Annotated in this window: 18 protein-coding genes; 16 read left to right on the top strand and 2 right to left on the bottom strand. The window is 55.6% G+C overall.

Features of this window, described 5'->3' with window-relative positions; genetic code table 11:
• Positions 1 to 107 precede the first annotated feature (107 nt).
• Entirely contained in the window at positions 108 to 293 is a 186-nt protein-coding gene (locus ACHH0Z_RS23440) for a hypothetical protein (protein WP_395149583.1), read from the bottom strand.
• Between the two features lie 960 nt (positions 294 to 1,253).
• Between ACHH0Z_RS23440 and ACHH0Z_RS23435 the strand changes: the two genes are divergently transcribed.
• Genes ACHH0Z_RS23435 through ACHH0Z_RS23360 form a run of 16 tightly spaced genes read left to right on the top strand, consistent with a single transcriptional unit; the run spans position 1,254 to position 17,991 of the window.
• Entirely contained in the window at positions 1,254 to 1,460 is a 207-nt protein-coding gene (locus ACHH0Z_RS23435) for a hypothetical protein (RefSeq protein ID WP_048982097.1), read from the top strand.
• Between the two features lie 14 nt (positions 1,461 to 1,474).
• Complete coding sequence (locus ACHH0Z_RS23430; protein WP_395149582.1) at positions 1,475 to 3,142, top strand: portal protein; 1,668 nt, start codon at positions 1,475 to 1,477, stop codon at positions 3,140 to 3,142.
• Positions 3,142 to 3,441 (top strand): hypothetical protein, encoded by a 300-nt coding sequence (locus ACHH0Z_RS23425; RefSeq protein WP_395149581.1) that lies wholly within the window; start codon positions 3,142 to 3,144, stop codon positions 3,439 to 3,441. The genes ACHH0Z_RS23430 and ACHH0Z_RS23425 overlap by 1 nt, the downstream gene beginning before the upstream one ends.
• Positions 3,438 to 3,761, top strand: a complete 324-nt coding sequence (locus tag ACHH0Z_RS23420; RefSeq protein ID WP_395149580.1) for a phenylalanyl-tRNA synthetase subunit beta — start codon at positions 3,438 to 3,440, stop codon at positions 3,759 to 3,761. The genes ACHH0Z_RS23425 and ACHH0Z_RS23420 overlap by 4 nt, the downstream gene beginning before the upstream one ends.
• 11 nt (positions 3,762 to 3,772) lie before the next feature.
• Complete coding sequence (locus tag ACHH0Z_RS23415) at positions 3,773 to 4,471, top strand: peptidase (protein ID WP_395149579.1); 699 nt, start codon at positions 3,773 to 3,775, stop codon at positions 4,469 to 4,471.
• 17 nt (positions 4,472 to 4,488) lie between these two features.
• Positions 4,489 to 5,475: a major capsid protein gene (locus tag ACHH0Z_RS23410; protein ID WP_128297634.1), complete on the top strand. Its 987-nt coding sequence runs from the start codon at positions 4,489 to 4,491 to the stop codon at positions 5,473 to 5,475.
• A gap of 51 nt (positions 5,476 to 5,526) precedes the next feature.
• On the top strand, positions 5,527 to 5,967 hold the full coding sequence (locus ACHH0Z_RS23405; RefSeq protein WP_348564921.1) for a Bbp16 family capsid cement protein: 441 nt from the start codon (positions 5,527 to 5,529) through the stop codon (positions 5,965 to 5,967).
• 10 nt (positions 5,968 to 5,977) lie between these two features.
• A complete protein-coding gene (locus ACHH0Z_RS23400; RefSeq protein WP_395149578.1) occupies positions 5,978 to 6,337 on the top strand; it encodes a hypothetical protein in 360 nt (119 codons plus the stop codon).
• A gap of 51 nt (positions 6,338 to 6,388) precedes the next feature.
• Positions 6,389 to 6,712 (top strand): capsid staple protein, encoded by a 324-nt coding sequence (gene gp10 / locus ACHH0Z_RS23395; protein WP_395149577.1) that lies wholly within the window; start codon positions 6,389 to 6,391, stop codon positions 6,710 to 6,712.
• A complete protein-coding gene (locus ACHH0Z_RS23390; protein ID WP_395149576.1) occupies positions 6,712 to 7,317 on the top strand; it encodes a hypothetical protein in 606 nt (201 codons plus the stop codon). The genes gp10 and ACHH0Z_RS23390 overlap by 1 nt, the downstream gene beginning before the upstream one ends.
• A complete protein-coding gene (locus ACHH0Z_RS23385) occupies positions 7,317 to 9,788 on the top strand; it encodes a hypothetical protein (protein WP_395149575.1) in 2,472 nt (823 codons plus the stop codon). The genes ACHH0Z_RS23390 and ACHH0Z_RS23385 overlap by 1 nt, the downstream gene beginning before the upstream one ends.
• Positions 9,788 to 10,252: a hypothetical protein gene (locus tag ACHH0Z_RS23380; protein ID WP_395149574.1), complete on the top strand. Its 465-nt coding sequence runs from the start codon at positions 9,788 to 9,790 to the stop codon at positions 10,250 to 10,252. The genes ACHH0Z_RS23385 and ACHH0Z_RS23380 overlap by 1 nt, the downstream gene beginning before the upstream one ends.
• Positions 10,252 to 10,791 carry a hypothetical protein gene (locus tag ACHH0Z_RS23375; protein ID WP_395149573.1) on the top strand — a complete coding sequence of 180 codons (540 nt, stop codon included), beginning with the start codon at positions 10,252 to 10,254 and terminating at the stop codon, positions 10,789 to 10,791. Before ACHH0Z_RS23380 ends, ACHH0Z_RS23375 begins: the two co-directional genes overlap by 1 nt.
• An 11-nt stretch (positions 10,792 to 10,802) precedes the next feature.
• A complete protein-coding gene (locus ACHH0Z_RS23370) occupies positions 10,803 to 13,331 on the top strand; it encodes a hypothetical protein (RefSeq protein ID WP_395149572.1) in 2,529 nt (842 codons plus the stop codon).
• Positions 13,331 to 15,235: a hypothetical protein gene (locus ACHH0Z_RS23365; protein WP_334799682.1), complete on the top strand. Its 1,905-nt coding sequence runs from the start codon at positions 13,331 to 13,333 to the stop codon at positions 15,233 to 15,235. The genes ACHH0Z_RS23370 and ACHH0Z_RS23365 overlap by 1 nt, the downstream gene beginning before the upstream one ends.
• Positions 15,235 to 17,991 (top strand): hypothetical protein, encoded by a 2,757-nt coding sequence (locus ACHH0Z_RS23360; protein ID WP_395149571.1) that lies wholly within the window; start codon positions 15,235 to 15,237, stop codon positions 17,989 to 17,991. The genes ACHH0Z_RS23365 and ACHH0Z_RS23360 overlap by 1 nt, the downstream gene beginning before the upstream one ends.
• A gap of 222 nt (positions 17,992 to 18,213) precedes the next feature.
• Here ACHH0Z_RS23360 and ACHH0Z_RS23355 read toward each other — a convergent pair whose 3' ends face one another.
• A complete protein-coding gene (locus ACHH0Z_RS23355) occupies positions 18,214 to 18,471 on the bottom strand; it encodes a hypothetical protein (RefSeq protein WP_395149570.1) in 258 nt (85 codons plus the stop codon).
• Between the last annotated feature and the right edge of the window lie 113 nt (positions 18,472 to 18,584).

Here is an 18,584-nt window from a genome sequence, read left to right as displayed (position 1 = left end):
GTCTGCTGCTCTTCGCTTCTTTGTTCTGGCGCTCAGTCTGCGTTTTGACATAGTTACCTCTAATTAAAGCCCGCGCATCGGCGAGCTGGTTGTGACATGTCACGGCGTTAGAAAGTAATCTTATCGAATGCAGCGTTAATCGCTTCTGCTGCATTGTTGGCTGAATTTTTGTCAATGAATGACTGTTTACCAAGCACTTCAGCCAGGCACTGCAGTTTGGTGTGGTAGAGGTTCTCGCGGCGAATCTCTTCGGCAGGAGATTGTTTCTGAATGCCTTCAACTGTCTTCTTCATAATATTCACCTTAAAAAAATGCCCGGACGAACCGGGCGAACTGGAAGCAATGACTACGGAGTGCCTTCCTTGGCGGGTGATGCAGGGTTTACAGCGCAACGTCATCGGAATGGCGTTCTGCTGTAAAAAAAAAGTGTCGGTACCAGCGAGCTGTAACTCGGGGATGAATCTGGTACCGACAAAGGTAGATAGCAATTACATTGGCACTACGGTTTACCACGGTCCTAACGTGATTGGGTTGTGGTGCTGTGCGTCAGCATTTCCTTTCGTCGCCTTGGTATCCGCCGCAACCGAACCAACTAGCATCAGGAAAACCACAACGGAAAGAGCACTGCACTTTGCTTCGTACTCCGTGGCAATGATGTCCACCATGTAAACCTGCAATGCTCTTACCTGTTGTGTGCCTGTCTTTCCAGACTGTCAGCAATTCGGTAACACGGCTTGCTTGCCGTGGCGTCCGGACTGTTCAGATCCTTCAGCAATACGGGATATACCCGTTCGAAAACACTACTTCCACTACCGCTACCAGTAGTGAAGAGAGCACTGATTACCACAGTGGACCACCCGGCGAGGGAGGCGTTGCTTCCGCCTATGCTCTCTTCACTACATCCTCGTCTCTTCCGATGTGTCACACCGTATCGCCACGATGGTGAGTCGTCATGTCGTGCATACCGATAACACTGACTTGCACATTCCGGTTACCCGCTCAGGGGATAAGGAAACCAAGGAGCCCCGCCGGACCGCTGCGGCACATGTGCCATATGCCGTACTGCTCACACCTGGAAGCGCACTCACCAGTTTGATTTAGCGACAAGACTTCACAGAACCGACATCAAAGTGCGCTTTCATGTTGTGTTACCTGAAGGGTAATAATTGCACGGCATTATGTCAATACACTACGTAAAATAATCCGTATATGGTTAAATTGGTAATAATTTAATCGTGTGTGAGGTTATCGCTATGTGTATCGGCAGCAAGCCATCAGTGCCAGCGGCACCAGAAGTTCAGGCCGCACCTCAGGAGCAGGACGCCGCTGTGGTCAGTGCCCGCGATGACGAAGAGCGCCGCCGCCGCGCAGCAGCAGGCACCAAATCGACAATGCTGACTGGCGCCCAGGGCGACACCTCCGCAGCCAACACCAGCGGTAAAACGCTGCTCGGTCAGTAACGGAGCGCGCAGAGATGGCGGAAACCGAAAAAGAGCGGCTGCTGAAGCAGCTCGCACAGCTGAAGAATGAGCGCACATCGTTCGAGCCACACTGGCGCGACCTGAGCGACTTTATCAATCCGCGTGGTTCCCGCTTCCTGACGTCTGACGTTAACCGTGACGATCGCCGCAACACCAAAATTGTTGACCCGACCGGCTCAATGGCTCAGCGCATTCTGTCCAGTGGCATGATGTCCGGCATCACCAGCCCGGCCCGTCCGTGGTTCAAGCTAGCTACGCCTGACCCTGACATGATGGATTACGGCCCGGTTAAAATCTGGCTGGAAGTCGTGCAGCGCCGCATGAACGAAGTGTTCAACAAGTCGAATCTGTATCAGTCTCTTCCTGTCATGTACGCCAGCCTGGGTACTTTCGGTACCGCCGCGATGGCCGTGCTCGAAGATGACCAGGACGTGATCCGAACAATGCCTTTCCCGATTGGCAGCTACTACCTGGCGAACAGCCCGCGCGGCAGCGTCGATACTTCCTTCCGCCAGTTCTCCATGACAGTGCGCCAGCTGGTGCAGGAGTTTGGCCTGGACAACGTGAGCTCGTCCGTGAGGAGCCAGTGGGAAAACGGCACGTATGAAAACTGGATCGAGGTTAACCACTGCATCACGCCAAACATCAACCGCGACAGCGGCAAGATGGACAGCAAGAACAAGCCGTTCCGCTCTGTCTATTTCGAGACCGGCGGCGACGCCGACAAGTTGCTGCGTGAATCCGGGTTCGATGAATTCCCGATCCTGGCACCGCGCTGGGAAGTGAACGGCGAGGACGTCTACGCATCCTCCTGTCCTGGCATGCTGGCACTCGGTCAGGTTAAAGCACTTCAGGTTGAGCAGAAGCGTAAAGCTCAGCTGATCGACAAGGCCACTAATCCGCCGATGGTTGCGCCTACATCGCTGAAAAATCAGCGCGTATCCCTGCTGCCTGGCGACGTGACCTATCTTGACGTGCTGAGCGGCCAGGACGGTTTCAAGCCTGTTTATCTGGTTAACCCGAATACCGCCGACCTGCTGGCTGACATTCAGGACACCCGCCAGACCATCAACAGCGCCTACTTTGTCGACCTCTTCATGATGCTGCAGAACATCAACACCCGCTCAATGCCGGTGGAAGCGGTGATCGAGATGAAGGAAGAGAAGCTGCTGATGCTCGGCCCGGTGCTGGAGCGTCTGAACGACGAAGCGCTTAACCCGCTTATTGATCGCGTGTTCTCAATCATGGCGCGCAAGAACATGCTGCCACCTCCGCCGGAAGTTATGCAGGGGATGCCGCTGCGCATCGAGTACATCTCCGTGATGGCGCAGGCGCAGAAATCTATCGGGCTCACCAGCCTGTCGCAAACCGTTGGATTTATCGGCCAGCTCGCACAGTTCAAACCTGAAGCGCTCGACAAGCTCGACGTGGATCAGGCTATCGACGCGTTCTCCGAAATGTCAGGCGTATCGCCAACCGTCATCGTTCCGCAGGAGCAGGTGCAGGGAATCCGCGAGGAACGAGCCAAACAGCAGCAGGCGGCGCAGGCAATGGCTATGGGCCAGGCAGCGGCGCATGGCGCCAAGACGCTCAGCGAGACTCAGACAGCAGACCCAAGCGCACTGACAGCAATCACTAACGCAGTGGGGGCGCAGCAGTAATGACGCATATCGACGATGAAGATCGCAAAGCGGGGTTGGAAGCCAAACAGGAGCTTCTGGCTCAGCGAGATATCGAAGATATCCAGTTTGTCATGGGAAGCGAGCAGGGCCGCCGGGTCATCTGGTCGCTTCTGGAGAAAGGTCAGGTGTTCGGCACCTGCTTCAACGTAGAGCCGCACATTACCGCATTCAACGAAGGGCAGCGCAACCTGGCGCTGGTTCTGTTTCAGCGCGTCATGACGCACTGCCCGGATCAGTATCTGAAGATGGCCGCAGAGGCCGGTGAGGACAATTTATGACACAGGTACAAACCCAGCGCGTCGTGCGCCTCGATGGTTCTAACCAGGTGGTTGAGGTTCCGGATCCTGCTCCGGCGGTAATTGGAGCACCGACCGCGACTGATTACGGCGGTGTGAAGCTGGGAGCGACCATTGCTGCTCCAGCTGCAATGACGGCTACCTCTGATACTAACTCTTCCGCATCAGACGTGGCTGGCCTGCTCGCAGACCACAACGACCTGGTTACCAAATACAACGCGCTACTGGCAGATACCACCGCACTGCGCACCACTCTTGCCGCTGTTCTGGCGCAGCTCAAAGCCAAAACGATACCGGTTTAAGGAGATAACCAATGAATTTATTTGAACGTTTGCTGCACCGCCGTCTTTGCAATGAGCAACCTGCTGATGGTGGCGCTGCACCGGCACCTTCTGAGCCAGCAGCACCTGCTGCCGAAGCTCCGGCGCCTGCAGGCGAACCAGCGAAACCAGAAGGCGATAAGCCACAGCCTGGCGCTGAAGGTGGCAAGTCTCAGGAAGATAAGCCTGCTGATGGTGATAAGCCAGCAGAAAAGCCTGATGAAAAAGAGCCGAAGCAGGAAGGCGCGCCGGAGAAATACGAGTTTCAGGCCGCTGAAGGCGTTGAGCTAGATACCGAAGCGCTGAAGGACTTCGAGCCGGTTGCCCGCGATCTGAACCTGACCAATGAGCAGGCGCAGAAGCTGGTGGACGCGTACCCGAAAATTCTGGCCGGTGTTCAGCAGCGTCAGGCTGAAGCCTGGCAGGCGCAGACAGAGCAGTGGGCAGCCGACGTGAAGGCTGACAAGGAGATCGGTGGCGACAAGCTGACCGCAAACCTCAGTGCTGCGCAGCGTGCTCTGGACATGTTCGGCACGCCTGAGCTCAAGGAATACCTGAATACCACCGGACTGGGTAACCACCCGGATCTGGTTAAGACGTTCGTGAAAATCGGTAAAGCCATGTCTGAAGACGGCATGGTCGATGGCAGTAATCAAGGCCAGCGTAGTGCGGCCGAAGTGCTTTATGGCTAATAAGAGAGGATATAACCATGGCTGTTAAAGGCGTAAATGCGCTGACGCTGGCTGACTGGGCTAAGCGCACTGATCCAAACGGGAAGGTAGACAAGATCGTCGAACTCCTTTCCCAGACAAACGAAATTCTGACGGACATGATGTTCGTTGAGGGCAACCTACCAACCGGTCACCGCACCACTGTGCGCTCTGGTCTTCCGCAGCCTACCTGGCGTTTGCTGAACTATGGCGTGCAGCCGACCAAGTCCACTACCGTACAGGTTACTGACACTGTCGGCATGCTGGAGGCTTATGCAGAAGTTGATAAGTCACTGGCTGATCTGAACGGTAACACTGCTGAATTCCGCCTGTCTGAAGATCGTGCATTCCTCGAAGGCATGAACCAGCAGATGGCTCAGACCCTGTTCTACGGCGACACCAGTGTCAACCCGCAGCAGTTCATGGGCCTGTCATCACGCTACTCAAGCAAATCCGCAGGAAACGGCCAGAACATCATTGATGCTGGCGGTACCGGTACAGATAACACCTCTATCTGGCTGGTGGTCTGGGGCGAAAACACTGTGCACGGCATCTTCCCTAAAGGGCAGAAGGCTGGTTTGCAGACTCAGAACCTTGGCGAGCAGACACTGACCGATGCCAATGGCGGCAAATACCAGGGTTACCGCACCCATTATAAATGGGATAACGGGCTGGCTCTACGTGACTGGCGCTACGTTGTGCGCATCGCCAACATCGACGTGAGCGATCTTTCTGTGCCGGGTTCTGCCGCAAACATCGTCACATTGATGGTTAAAGCGCTTCACCGCGTTCCTAACCTGAAGATGGGTCGTGCAGTGTTCTACATGAACCGTACCGTTGCCCAGGCGCTGGATCTGCAATCTCTTGATAAAGCCTCTCTGGCTCTGTCCGTAAAAGAGACTGAAGGCGAATTCTGGACCACGTTCCGTGGCATCCCAATCCGTGAAACCGATGCGATTCTGGAAACAGAAGCGCGCGTTGTTTAACGCCTGTCATTAACTGATGGGCCTTAACCGGCCCATAAATGGAGAAAGAAAATGATCCTCGACAAACTGTTGATGTTCTCCGAAGCGCAGGCGGTAACTGCTGGCGGCGCTTCCACTGACGTTATCGACCTGGCACCTATCGACGGCACCCGCCGCGATATCGGTGTTGGCTACCCACTGGAATTCTGGGCAAACGTGAATACCACTGCAACAGCGGCTGGTGCCGCCACCCTGAACGTCCAGTTACAGACCAGCCCAGATAACTCCACCTGGACCACTATCTACGACAGCGGAACGCTGGCACTGGCGGCGCTTACTGCTGGCAAACGTCTGTTCTCTGCCAAGGTTCCGGCAGGTGTCCAGCGCTATCTGCGCGTCAACTACGTGGTCGGTACAGGACCGCTGACTGCTGGCGCGTTCACCTCTGGTATTAACCTGGATGTTGACAACAACACTCCGTACTACCCAACCCGATCCAAAGTGACAGGCTAAGGTGACAGCTATGGAAAAAGCAAAATACCGAGTCCTGCGCTTATCCCATATTCACAATAACCTCTGGCCGGAAGGCTCTGAGATTGAATATGACGGTGAGCCAGGATCGGCGCTTGAGCCGCTGAATGATGCAGCGGTTAAAGCCAAAAAGGACGTAGCGAAGAAGCGTGGCGAGAAGTATGACGCACCGGAAATCACCAAAAAGAAATCTGATGATGACGGTGGCCAGGGCAATAGCGATGAAGTCGGAGAGCTGGACAAGCTCCGTGAAGAGTATGAAGTGCTCTTTAATGAGAAACCGCATCATAACGTTAAGGCCGAAACGCTCCGCGAGAAAATCGCAGATAAGCGTAAAGAACTGGGCGTCTAAGCCTCGCTAATAAAACAAGGGGCTTCGGCCCCTTTATTGCAGGAGTCCGCTATGGAACTGGTAAACCTCAAAACCGGTACTGACAGCTACCAGGATGAATCTGGTGAAACAAAAACCCGCGATGATTATCCATGGGGTCTATGCATCAACCTTGACAATGAAACACTGAAGAAACTCGGTGCAACGCCGCAGCCTGTAGGTACTGAGGTGATGATCTCCGCCAAAGCTATCATCAAAAGCATGTCGACTCGCGAAGATGGTGAGGGTGTCAGGCACGATGCCAGCCTGCAAATCACTGACATGGCACTCAGTCCGGTATCTGGTGAACAGCCCAAAACCGCCGCGGAAACGCTCTATGGTGGGGAGGATGATTAATGGCCTCCGTTATCGAGATCTGCAACCGCGCGCTGAGCAATATCGGCAACAGCCGTAGCATTAACAGTCTGAACGAGGCCAGCAAAGAAGCCGATCAGTGCTCCCTGCATTTCGATGCGTGCCGCGATGCTGCGCTGGCTGACTTCGACTGGAACTTTGCCACCAAACGCCTGGCGCTGGCTGACACCAATAGCCCGCCGCCGGACTGGCAATACGCATACCAGTACCCGACTGACTGCGTGCGCATCACCGAAATTATGGTGCCCGGTGTTCGTAACCCTACGGCTGCCATGCGCATCAACTATGAGGTCGGGGCCAACGCGGACGGAACTGGTAAGCTGATCTACACCGACCAGCCGCAGGCATGGCTGAAGTACATTGCGCGCGTCACCGACGTGAACATGTTCGACCCAATTTTCATGGAGGCGCTTTCCTGGCGTCTGGCGGCCGCCATCAACATGCCGCTCACAGGCAGCGCAGATCTCGGTAACAACGCACTGAACATGTACCAAAAGGTCATCCTGAGCGCTGGCTCTCACAGCCAGAACGAATCTCAGGAGCCGCAGCCACCAGTCGATGAGTTTACAGCAGCGAGGTTGTCATAATGGCTATCAGCTGGATCCAGCCGAGCTTTGCCGGCGGTGAGATTGGCCCGTCACTGTACGGGCGCATCGATATGTCGAAGTATCAGGTGGCGCTGCGCAAGTGCGATAACTTCATAGTCCGCCAGTATGGCGGGGTGGAGAATCGACCGGGAACGCGCTTCGTCGGCGAAGCAAAATATTCGAACAAAAAATGCCGCCTTATCCCGTTCCAGTTCTCGACGGTTCAAACCTATGCGCTGGAGTTCGGCGACGGCTACATGCGGGTTATCAAAGACGGCGCGTATGTGCTGAACAGCAGCAATGTAATCTACGAGCTGGCTATGCCGTATGCGGAAGCCGATCTGTTCCGCATCAAATTCACACAGAGCGCCGACGTGCTTACGCTGGTTCACCCTGCCTACCCTCCGAAAGAACTGCGGCGATACGCGCACGACAACTGGCAGATAGTCGACGTCACCACCAAAAACGGCCCATTCGAAGATATCAACGTTGATGAATCAGTGAAGGTTTACGCCAGCGCCAGCACCGGCACAATTACGCTGACGGCCAGTTCTGCCATCTTTGGCGCTGAGCAGGTAGGTAAACTCTTCTATCTCGAGCAGCCTGCTGTTGATTCCGTTCCTGTCTGGGAGACCAGCAAAACCACGGCTATCAACGACGTGCGCCGCGCTGACAGCAACTACTACCGGGCCAACACTGCAGGGAAGACAGGTACTCTTCGCCCTTCGCATACTGAAGGCATGTCCTGGGATGGCTGGGGTGGCACCGGGGATAGCGATACAGGCATTCAGTGGGAATACCTGCACAGCGGTTTCGGTATTGTGCGTATCGCGGCTGCGTCAGGCACTACCGCCACAGCCACGGTGATCAGCTATATCCCGTCTCAGGTTGTCGGATCAGCCAATGGCAGTTACAAGTGGGCGCGCTACGCCTGGAACAGCGTCAATGGTTATCCGAGCACCGTCGTTTACTACCAGCAGCGTCTGTATTTCGCCGCGTCCACCGCGTACCCACAAACAATCTGGGCCAGTCGAACCGGCGATTATAAAGACTTTGGCAAGAACAACCCTATTCAGGATGACGATCGCATTATCTACACCTACGCAGGTCGCCAGGTGAATGAGATTCGTCATCTGATTGACGTTGGCAGCCTGGTCGCGCTGACATCCGGCGGTGAATACACGATATCCGGAGACCAGAATAAGGTGCTCACGCCGTCGGCATTCTCGTTCAGCTCACAGGGAAACAACGGTTCCAGCAATGTGCCTCCTATCGCAGTGGCAAACATCGCACTGTTCATCCAGGAGAAGGGCAGCGTGGTTCGCGATCTGGCCTATTCATTCGACGTCGACGGGTACCAGGGTACTGACCTGACCATACTGGCAAACCACCTGTTCCAGAAGCGCAGCATTGTCGACTGGTCATTCTGCATCGTGCCTTACAGCAGCGCGTTCTGCATCCGCGACGACGGCAAACTGCTGGTATTGACCTATCTGCGCGATCAGCAGGTTTTCGCCTGGGCACCACAGTCCAGCACCGGGAAGTACGAAAGCACCTGCTCTATCAGCGAAGGCAGCGAGGATGCTGTTTACTTCGTGGTGAACCGGACTATCAACGGGCAGACGAAGCGCTACATCGAGCGCCTGTCAAGCCGCCTGTTTACCAGTGATGAAGATGCTTTCTTTGTCGACTGTGGACTGAGCTATGACGGGCGCAATACCTCAACGCGTACCATGACGATCAGTGGCGGGACAGGAAACTGGAGTTATCAGGTCGACTACCCGGTGACGATTAGCGGCGGGGCTTACTTTGTTGGCACGGACGTCGATGCACAGATTCAGTTCCCGTACTCAGAGACCGATCCTGATACCGGCAACGTGGTGGCGAAAGAGCTGCGCGGAGACATCGTTTCGGTGACCAGCAGCGCGGCGGTGGTTGTGCGATTCAACCGTGATGTTCCGGCGGTGCTTCGGAATGCGGCCACGACCAACTGGCAAATGGCTCGCCAGACGTTTGGCGGGCTGTCTCACCTGGAAGGACAGACAGTAAACATTCTCTCCGATGCAAACGTAGAGCCGCAGAAGACCGTAACTGCTGGCGCTGTCACGCTGGAATCACCGGGCGCAGTGGTGCATATCGGGCTGCCGATCACAGCTGAATTCGAAACGCTGGACATCAACATAAACGGGCAGGAAACGCTGCTGGATAAAAAGCAGTTAATCCCGACTGTAACGATGGTCGTCAACGCCAGCCGTGGCATCTGGGCAACTACTCCAGGTGGTGAGTGGTACGAATATCCACAGCGTGAGTTCGAGTTTTACGACGATCCGGTTGATGATGCCACCGGCAAGGTTGAGGTGAAGCTCGACAGCAACTGGGATAAAAACGGGCGCGTTAAGGTGCGCCAGCTCGACCCACTGCCGCTTTCTGTTCTGGCGGTCCTGCCACGAATGACCGTGGGGAGTTTCTGATGATTAAAGCTCAGATCGTTCCCGCCACCACAGAGCATATCGAAGCCATGCTGCCGCATGTCCGCCAGGCTGACGCTGATGAATTTATGGCGACAAACGGCTGGAGCCCGCGACGCGTGCTTGAAACCGGGCTGCGCACTTCAACATTCTGCTGCGCCGGGCTGGTTAACGGCGAGGTAGTCACCATCTTCGGTGTGGCACCAGCATCCATGATCGGCGGCAGCGGCATTCCATGGCTGGTAGGCACTGACGCGCTGGAGAAATACCAGCGCACTTTCCTGCGCCGGTGCGGGAAAGTGGTCAATGCAATGCTGTCCGTTTACCCGTATCTTGAAAATTACGTTGATGCCCGCAACCACGTCGCGCGCGTATGGCTGCACTGGCTTGGTTTCACCATCGAAGATCCTAAGCCTTATGGCATCAACAATCTCCCGTTCCACCGTTTCCACATGGAGAGAAAATAATGTGCGGACCAGTTGCCTTTGTAGCTGCAAGCTTGGCTATGTCTGCAATGCAGGCATATAACCAGCATCAGCAGGGTAAATACGCTAAAGCTGTAGCAGATCAGAACGCAGATATTGCTGAAAATCAGGCGCAGGATGCAGTCAACCGTGGGAATATTGAGGCTGATCAGCACCGTCGAGAAATGCGGCAGCGGGCGGGTACTCAGGCCGCCACAATGGGTGCCACAGGGGCAGAACTCTCGACTGGTAACGCGCTGGATATCTTCGGCGATACGGCGCAGTTTGGCACTCTTGATGCATTAACCACAGTCAATAACGCTCAGCGAGAGGCATATGGGTACCAGGTACAGGGAATGAATGCCACCGCCCAGGGGAATGCCGCTCAAAGCCAGGCAAGAGCTGCTGTTAATCAGACCTTAATGACTGCTCCGCTAAAAGCCTATGGTGCATATCAAATGGGTGGCGGCACATGGAGTCCTTTTACGCAAAGTAATGCAGCTCCTATTTCCGCTGCTGTTGGTACAAGAACCGGTCGATAAGGAGAAAAAATATGCCAGTCGTACCAACCACATCCGGGCGTCAGGTCCAGAGCAGGGGTGTATCAACGCAAGGCTTTCAGACATTTGATCAGCCTAACATTTCAGATTCAATTGTTGCTGCTGGAAGTCAGGCCATGGATGTGCTTGGTCAGGCCAAGCAGCGTGCTGATGTTGCCCAGGCGCAGGACGCATCACTGCAACTCAGCCAGATTTCCAGCGATCTGCTGAACAACCCGGATACTGGTCTGCTCAACATGCAGGGTAAAAATGCTCTCGGTAAGGGGCAGGAATACACCCAGCAATTCGACTCTAAGGTTGAGCAGATTGCCATGACGCTGCCTGAGGGTTCCCGCGCCGGATTCATGCAGCAGGCACAGCAGCAGCGCATTCAGTTCACTTCTCAGGCCGGTCGCCATGAGATCACACAGCTCAATGCTTACGAAGAGGGGCAATTCCAGGCGACGCTGGCGAACAACGGGAAGCTGGCAGCAGCCGCATACGGCGATAATGCTAACTATGTGCTGTACAACCAGCAGACTTTCCAGCAGATCGACGACTACGGCGCCGCGCATGGCTGGAGCCCGGAACAGATTCAGGCGAAAAAGATTGAGTTCAAGGAGAAGGTTGCCGATGCTTCGCTGTCTCAGTGGTCAGCCAATAACGCTATCGACTTCATTCACAGCAATGGCGAACTAAGCGACACGGCAACAGGCTCCCGCCGCGCAGTATCAGAAGGCGGTAGCGGTGACGGTGCCCGCGGCATCCGGAACAATAACCCCGGAAACCTCGAGTACAGCAAAACAAACCCGTGGATTGGGCAGACAGGCGATGACGGCCGCTTTGCCAAATTCGAGACGCCGGAGCATGGAATCCGCGCGTTGGGCCGCAACCTGCTGTCGTACCAGCGCCAGGGCATTGATACCGTCAGCGACATTATCAACCGTTGGGCGCCTCCTTCAGACAATAACAACACCGATGCGTACATCAAAGCGGTATGTGCGCAGCTCGGCGTGACGGCAGATCAGCAGCTTGATGCCTCTAACCCTGACACGCTGAAGGCTCTGTGTGCAGCAATCATCCAGCATGAGAACGGAAGTCAGCCGTACAGCGACCAGCAACTCGCAACCGGCGTTAGCGCTGCTATTGGCCTGTCTCAGCTTCCGACCAGCACCAAACGCTACACCGGGAACGCAGCATTCGACGCGGCATCACCGGAGGCGCAGGCTACCTTCCTTCGCCAGGCTGACCAAATCCGCAAGCAGCAGCAGGCGGAGTATCGCACCAGCATTGACAGCCAGGTGCGCGATGCAACCGCGGCTTACATGCGCGGCGTAGATTTCCCGAATGCTCCAACACAGACCGACTTCCTGGCGGCCTACGGCGTGCGCGAAGGGAATCTCCGTTACACTGAATTCAGGAACACGCAGATCGCCGGGCAATACATCGGCTCTTTCCGCAACATGCCGACGAGCAGCATTACAGCCTACGTTGATCAGCTGCGCCCGGGAACCGGAGAAACAGGCGAGGGCTATGCTTCCCGCGCTGAATTGTTCGATCAGGTGTCGGCGGCGGCCACGAAGGTGATCAGCCAGCGCCAGAACAACCCGTTCAATGCTGCGGTTGAGATCGGAGCGTATAAGCCAATCGCAAGCAACAACCCTAACGACATCACGGCAGAGGTTGCCAACCGCTTCTCTTCTCATGAGAGTCTGCGCGCGCTGGGTATCAACGCGCCAATCCTGTCCAGAGAAGAGGCGGCTGCCCTGTCTGAGCAGGTACGCGGCACCAAAGACGTAAACCAGACCATCAGCCTGTTGCAGAGCATGGGTGAAACGCTATCGGCACCCGCAATGCGCCAGGTTGCTTCTGCCATTGCGCCGAACAACGCAGCGACAGCCTATTCCGCTCTGCTGCTTGGCACGCCGGATAACCAGTACGACAACACCAAGCCGTCTATCGCCTACAGCCAGTTCATCGGCTACAAGCCGACCATGAACAAGTACGATGTCTCGAAGGTGATCCTGGCTGGTGACCAGTTGCTGAACCCGACCAAGGCGATGAAAGACGCTGGCATAACTCCGGTCCAGTTGCCAAGCGAAGATAAGCTTAAACGCGCATTCGACGATCAGGTTGGAAACTCGTTTGCCAATAACCCGCAGGCTCGCCAGCTAAGCTACAACCTTTTCAAAGCCGCTTATGCCGGGATCGCTTATCAGTCCGGCGATGCCTCAATGACGCGTACTGATGCAGCCAACTCCGACGTAGTTGAAAAGGCAGCGCAGTACGCCACGGGCGGAGTGTACAAGGGATTCAATGGCGGCGACGTGGTAATGCCATTCGGGATGGATAAATCCACGTTCAAGGACCGCTACACCGCTTCCGCTCAACAGGCTCTGAAAGATGCAGGGCTGAACGTAAACGCTGCTTCAAACTTCACTCCGGTCAATATCGGCAACAACCAGTACCGGCTTGTAAGCGGCAGCGGACGCTGGGCGACGGATCCGAAAACCAATGAAGCTATCGTCGTGAGGGTTGAATAATGTCTGATGTATTTTCTCTGGCTCCGGAAGGTCAGGCGTGGACCGACGATAAAACAGCAGCCAACCCTGCACGGCCTGAAGACTACGAGCCAACATTCTTTCAGGGCTCAATTGCTGCGCCGGTGCGCGGCGTGGCGGAAGGTACTCTCGGTCTGGCGCAGTCTGCCGTAGGATTCAGTAAGCGCCTTATCAGCGATCCGGCATTCACCGCCGACGTAGCGCCAACAGTCAATATCTTCCGTGTGATGTTCCCCGATGCCGACAAAGCGCTGAACGACACCTACGACACGATCGGCAAACAGCTGCAGGACGCGCGCGGATACGTGAAGCCGGATGCTGGTAGCCAGGGCACCGCTGCCGAGGTTCTTTATGGCCTCGGTCAGTTCGTGCCGGCCATTGGCGCAACCATTGTTGGCGGTCCGGCCGTCGGCGCAGCTACTGCATTCAGCTCTACGTATGAGCAGTCCTATCAGGATTTCAAAGGGAAGGGTGTAGACGAGTCTACGGCGCGTAATCTGGCAACGCAGCAGAGCCTTTTCAATGCAGCTGGCATGGCATTACCTGCAGCCGTCGGCAGAACGCTGGCAACGCGAATTGCCTCAGGTGTGGCAATCAACACCGGATTCGGCGGACTCAACCGCTACTCCGTTGGCGAAACTCTGGAGGAGAAAGGCTACGCCGAGATGGCGAAACAGTACCGGGTGTTTGACGGTCAGGCGATGCTGGTGGATGCGGTGCTGGGCGGTGCCTTTGGTGGTGCCCATCACCTGGCCGCGCGAAATGCTGACGCTCCGCCATCGGCAGAAACCGAAGCGCCTGTTCCGGCGGCAGAGGTGCAGAGCGTTTCGGATAATTCTCCACAGCCTCAGGGCGAAGCTACGTCACAACCCGCTCCACTTGGTGATGGTCCTGCTGTGCCAGATGCCCCGCAGGTAACATACGAATCAAGAATGGCTGAATTGCAGCAGAGTGCAGAACAGCTTTTATCCCGCGGCGACAGGAAGGTGTGGCAGTCAGAAATTGCTAACGGCGAGAGGGCTGTGGCTAAACTTGAGGGCCAGGATAAAGCCATTCGCGATGCCGCACCAACCGGAAGCGCTGGCGCTAACCGCCGGTATTATGCAGAAAACAGGGCAAAACTTGATGACATAGCCAGCCAGCTAACGGCAGCCAGAGAGCGCCTTCAGAATGCACGTGACACCCTTGCTCCTCATCAGCAGGGTGGTCAGTTTTATGAGGCCCGTGCTGACTTAACACGCATTCAGCAGGGGATCATCCCTGAAAGCATGCGCGGTCTCGTCAGGGAGTCGGTCATTAAGCCTAGCGACATTGATGCCGCTCATACGCTGAATGAAGGGCTGTATTACGATCTGGAATCCTCCCCGGTGCTGCACGCAAGCAACGAGAGTATCAACAGCCATGTGGCGGCAATGGACGAAGCCTACCGACAACTGAATGATGGCCAGCCTGTTAACGTCGGGATGATGGCGCGCGGCCTGGATGGCCCTGCGAGGCCCGGCATGCTGGAATCTGCAAACGAGCAGTACCATGCAATGCAGCAAGTTTTCGAAGAGAATGGTGTCAGGTATGAAACGCCGTCTGAACTGGCTGGAGAAGCTCCGGCGCCGCGCGCAGAAAGCGCATTCACGGCAGCAGACGAAACTGGCGGGCAGGTCAGTGTGGATCCCGATACCGGCCAGGCTATTTCATCAAACAGTTACGACCTGATGGCGGCGCGCGATATGGCGACCACCAATCCGGACCTGACAATTACGCACCCCGACACCGGGAAGCCGGCGAAACTCTCAGACGTACTGACTGAATTTGATGAGCAAATCCAGACCGTGCAGAACGAATCGAAAGTGTATTCCGTCGCAGCAGCGTGCTTCCTGAGGAACCCATAATGAAACAGGCATGTGTTGAAGCCATTGCGCAGACACTGGGCCGCCAGCCAAAGGCTGACGAGCTGAAAGGTATTGAGGACCGCATCAAAGAAGCCGTGCGCCAGGTGCATAAAAAAAATGCCAGGGAAGGCAAGACTGGCATCCCGGATGCGCAGACGTACATGGAGGCAGCCGACCTTGTGCGGCAGCGTGTTGTGCATGATGTCTATAAAAAGCGTCAGCGCGTCGCTCAGAACGCGATCGCAATCAGCAGGGTGACAGATACCATTGACGCTAATATCCCACCAGAGCAGCAGACACCCGCCAATTTGCAGCAGTTTATCTTCGCCGGTAGGCGCACTACTGACGGCAAAGATATTGCAGTGACATCCGCTGAGGAACTGGCTACCGGCGCATATCAGGACTGGTCACGCCAGCTCAGCGCTGAATTGCTCAAAGCCGGTGATGATGTCCGCAAATTCTTCGAGCAGAGCAAGGCGCTGGGAGAGCAGCGTTTCCGCAGTCTGTTTGACCAGCAGGCGGCAAAGTCGGCACAGTTTCAGATCCTGAAAGAGCTATACGGCGAGGACACCGGTAATCCGCAGGCGAAGAAAATCGCACAGGTCTGGAACGACGTCACCAGCCGGGCCCGCCAGGAGATGAACGACAACGGATTTGATATTGGACTGCGCGACGACTGGCACCTGCCGTATGTTGACGATGCAGATTTTATCCGCAATGCCGGGCGCGATGAGTGGCTGGCATCTTTGCCGGTGGCAGAGCAGGCTAAAGCGCGCCTTTCCGGCCGCCAGCCGCCGATTGAATTTGCCCGCCAGGCATGGGTGGATGACGTCTACAACACGCAGGACCGCAGCAACTACGTTAATCCGGACGGCAGCCCGATGAATGACATCGAGTACCGCCAGGCGCTGGAAGCTATCTTTGAGACAAAGGCTACCGACGGCGCGAACAAAATCGACCCGGGCGCATTCATGGGCACCGGCGGGATAAAAAACCGTGGTTCGCAGAGCAGGGTGATGGCGTTCAAGGATGCGCAGTCGCACTTCGCATATATGGAACGCTACACTCAGCAGCCGGTGGCGGGAGTAATGATGTCGCACCTGCAATCTTCATCCCGCGATCTTGGCGTCGTCAAAGCTTTCGGCCCGGACGCTGCCCGCAACTTTTCCCTGGTGCTGGACCGCGTATATCAGCGTGCGGTAACCGGCGGAAAGGAGGTTGGCAAGATGAACGACGAGCGCAAGATGGTTGAGCGCATGTTTAATTCAATGGCCGGTCTTAACGGTGCGGCCACGTCAAGCGTCTTCACGTCGGCGGTTGGAGGCCTGCGCAACCTGATGACCAGTGCCATGCTCGGTACCAGCGTACTTACGGCAACCAGCGACCAGGCGATCATGCGCGCCAATGCCCAGGCTCTTGGCTTTACTCGTGACGGCATGCGCCTGTCTGCAAACACCATTCGCAATCTGTTCAGCGGTGACGCCAAAAAAGCTAACGCTGAGCTCGGTCTGCTGGTGGATTCTCATGCTGCTGTAGTTTCGAAGATGGGAGGATTTGATCTGTCGCGTGGGATTACCGGCTGGTTTGCAGAGAAGACGCTGAAGTGGTCCGGTCTGATCGCCATGGACCGTGCCAATAAAGCGGCGTTCGGTCTGCTGATGTACAAAAACATTGGCGAACTGACCCGTAAATTTAAGACGCTGGATGACGTTAAGGGATCGGATAAAACAATCCTGGCTAACAAGGGCTGGAGCAATGAGGACTGGGCTATCATGGCAGCGGCAGACCTTCAGCCAATGACCACCGCCGGACATATGGGGATGACGCCAGATGCTATTTACGCCGTGCCGGATGATGTGATCGCCGGTATCATGGCCGACCGCATTGCGCAGGTTCGTGCCGGGAGTGATGCAGCACTGGCAGCGCTTGGCGACATGCCACCAGAGCGCCTGAAGAAAATGAAAGAGGCATTCGACGCAGAAGCAGAGCAAACCATAACTCGCATGGTGCGCAACGCCCGAGCTGAAGCTGCTCAGAAACTGCTGGGTATCACGCACGGTGAGATGACCAGTGCCGTAACTACGGCCACCGGGCTTGATACCTACGCCAGAGACGATGCAGGACAGCTGATCAAGAGCTTCATGCTCTTCAAAACAACGCCGTTCGCAGGGTTCCGCCAGTTGGTAAACCGGGCTAATGATCTTGATACGGTGCCAGCTCTCAAGTTTCTGGCGTCTTACATCGCTGGCACGACACTTGCCGGGATGTTCGCTAATCAGATGAATAGCCTGCTTACCGGAAATGACCCGCTGGATATGACAAAGCCAACGACATGGGTGCAGGCGCTGCTGAAAGGCGGCTCATTTGGTATCTACGGCGATTTTCTGTTCCAGGACCACACACAATATGGCTCCAGTATCGCGGCCACCATTGGCGGACCGGTGCTGAGCTTCGCAGAACAGTTGACCAAACTGCTGATCACGAACCCACAGAAGGCGCTTCAGGGGGAGGAGACTTCCTTCGGCGCCGATGCACTGAAGACAGCCCGCATGATCACCCCATTTGCGAACCTCTGGTACGCGAAGGCAATCACCAACCATCTGATACTGCAGCAGCTTCAGGAGATGGCAAATCCAGGTTATAACGACAGGGTGCGGGACCGCGCACAGCGGGAATTCAATACGACGAGTTGGTGGGAACCTGGTGAAACAGCTCCGCGTCGCGCTCCAGATCTTGGAAAGGCGGTAGGGCAATGATGGAAATCATATTGAAAATAGGGTTGATGCTGTTCTGGTTTGCCGTAGTAGTTGTAGCTGGGACGGCCTATCTGTGGACCGTGATGTTCGCTATAAGAAAAGGTTGGCTTGGTGAGACGTCTGCGAAGGTCGTCTACTTCGCGACCTTCGTTATTCTTGCTGGGATAGTATTTAAACTACCTTTGCTGTGACATGTCACAAGGCCGCAAAGCGGCCTTTTTGTTATGTCGTTTCCTGCTTCAGTTTTTCCACACAGTAATCGAGATGCATCTGCAGATCCTTCATGGACATCTGCGAGCTAGTGACGTAGTTCACCAGGGCAGTCAGCTCTGCCATCGGGCCATCAACATTAAAGCCGTCCTCATTCAGTTGTCGAAGCAACGTCATCAGGTGTGATTCTTCAACAAGGGAGCGGACGCCTCCCGGCGTGTGTATGCGTTCGGCAAATCCTTTTTCCAGCGGGTGATAGACTGGCCCCATGAATCTCCAGACAGTTGGTATCACTTAAGTTAGTGATAGTCTTAATACTAGTTTTTAGACTAGTCGTTGGAGTCCGAATGATTGATGTTTTAGGTCCAGAGAAGCGCAGACGG

The sequence above is a fragment of the Enterobacter cloacae complex sp. 2024EL-00227 genome (genome assembly GCF_043945315.1).
Taxonomy (GTDB): Bacteria; Pseudomonadota; Gammaproteobacteria; order Enterobacterales; family Enterobacteriaceae; genus Enterobacter; species Enterobacter roggenkampii.
This window is presented reverse-complemented; position numbering and strand designations above follow the sequence as displayed.

Excerpts from the sequence above, each read along its gene's own strand:
- ACHH0Z_RS23365 (WP_334799682.1), top strand. The coding sequence starts at position 13,331 with ATGTCTGATGTATTTTCTCTGGCTCCGGAAGGTCAGGCGTGGACCGAC.
- gp10 (WP_395149577.1), top strand. The coding sequence starts at position 6,389 with ATGGAACTGGTAAACCTCAAAACCGGTACTGACAGCTACCAGGATGAA.
- ACHH0Z_RS23370 (WP_395149572.1), top strand. The coding sequence starts at position 10,803 with ATGCCAGTCGTACCAACCACATCCGGGCGTCAGGTCCAGAGCAGGGGT.
- ACHH0Z_RS23430 (WP_395149582.1), top strand. The coding sequence starts at position 1,475 with ATGGCGGAAACCGAAAAAGAGCGGCTGCTGAAGCAGCTCGCACAGCTG.
- ACHH0Z_RS23415 (WP_395149579.1), top strand. The coding sequence starts at position 3,773 with ATGAATTTATTTGAACGTTTGCTGCACCGCCGTCTTTGCAATGAGCAA.
- ACHH0Z_RS23355 (WP_395149570.1), bottom strand. The coding sequence starts at position 18,471 with ATGGGGCCAGTCTATCACCCGCTGGAAAAAGGATTTGCCGAACGCATA.
- ACHH0Z_RS23435 (WP_048982097.1), top strand. The coding sequence starts at position 1,254 with ATGTGTATCGGCAGCAAGCCATCAGTGCCAGCGGCACCAGAAGTTCAG.
- ACHH0Z_RS23410 (WP_128297634.1), top strand. The coding sequence starts at position 4,489 with ATGGCTGTTAAAGGCGTAAATGCGCTGACGCTGGCTGACTGGGCTAAG.
- ACHH0Z_RS23425 (WP_395149581.1), top strand. The coding sequence starts at position 3,142 with ATGACGCATATCGACGATGAAGATCGCAAAGCGGGGTTGGAAGCCAAA.
- ACHH0Z_RS23400 (WP_395149578.1), top strand. The coding sequence starts at position 5,978 with ATGGAAAAAGCAAAATACCGAGTCCTGCGCTTATCCCATATTCACAAT.
- ACHH0Z_RS23385 (WP_395149575.1), top strand. The coding sequence starts at position 7,317 with ATGGCTATCAGCTGGATCCAGCCGAGCTTTGCCGGCGGTGAGATTGGC.
- ACHH0Z_RS23420 (WP_395149580.1), top strand. The coding sequence starts at position 3,438 with ATGACACAGGTACAAACCCAGCGCGTCGTGCGCCTCGATGGTTCTAAC.
- ACHH0Z_RS23440 (WP_395149583.1), bottom strand. The coding sequence starts at position 293 with ATGAAGAAGACAGTTGAAGGCATTCAGAAACAATCTCCTGCCGAAGAG.
- ACHH0Z_RS23360 (WP_395149571.1), top strand. The coding sequence starts at position 15,235 with ATGAAACAGGCATGTGTTGAAGCCATTGCGCAGACACTGGGCCGCCAG.
- ACHH0Z_RS23375 (WP_395149573.1), top strand. The coding sequence starts at position 10,252 with ATGTGCGGACCAGTTGCCTTTGTAGCTGCAAGCTTGGCTATGTCTGCA.
- ACHH0Z_RS23390 (WP_395149576.1), top strand. The coding sequence starts at position 6,712 with ATGGCCTCCGTTATCGAGATCTGCAACCGCGCGCTGAGCAATATCGGC.
- ACHH0Z_RS23380 (WP_395149574.1), top strand. The coding sequence starts at position 9,788 with ATGATTAAAGCTCAGATCGTTCCCGCCACCACAGAGCATATCGAAGCC.
- ACHH0Z_RS23405 (WP_348564921.1), top strand. The coding sequence starts at position 5,527 with ATGATCCTCGACAAACTGTTGATGTTCTCCGAAGCGCAGGCGGTAACT.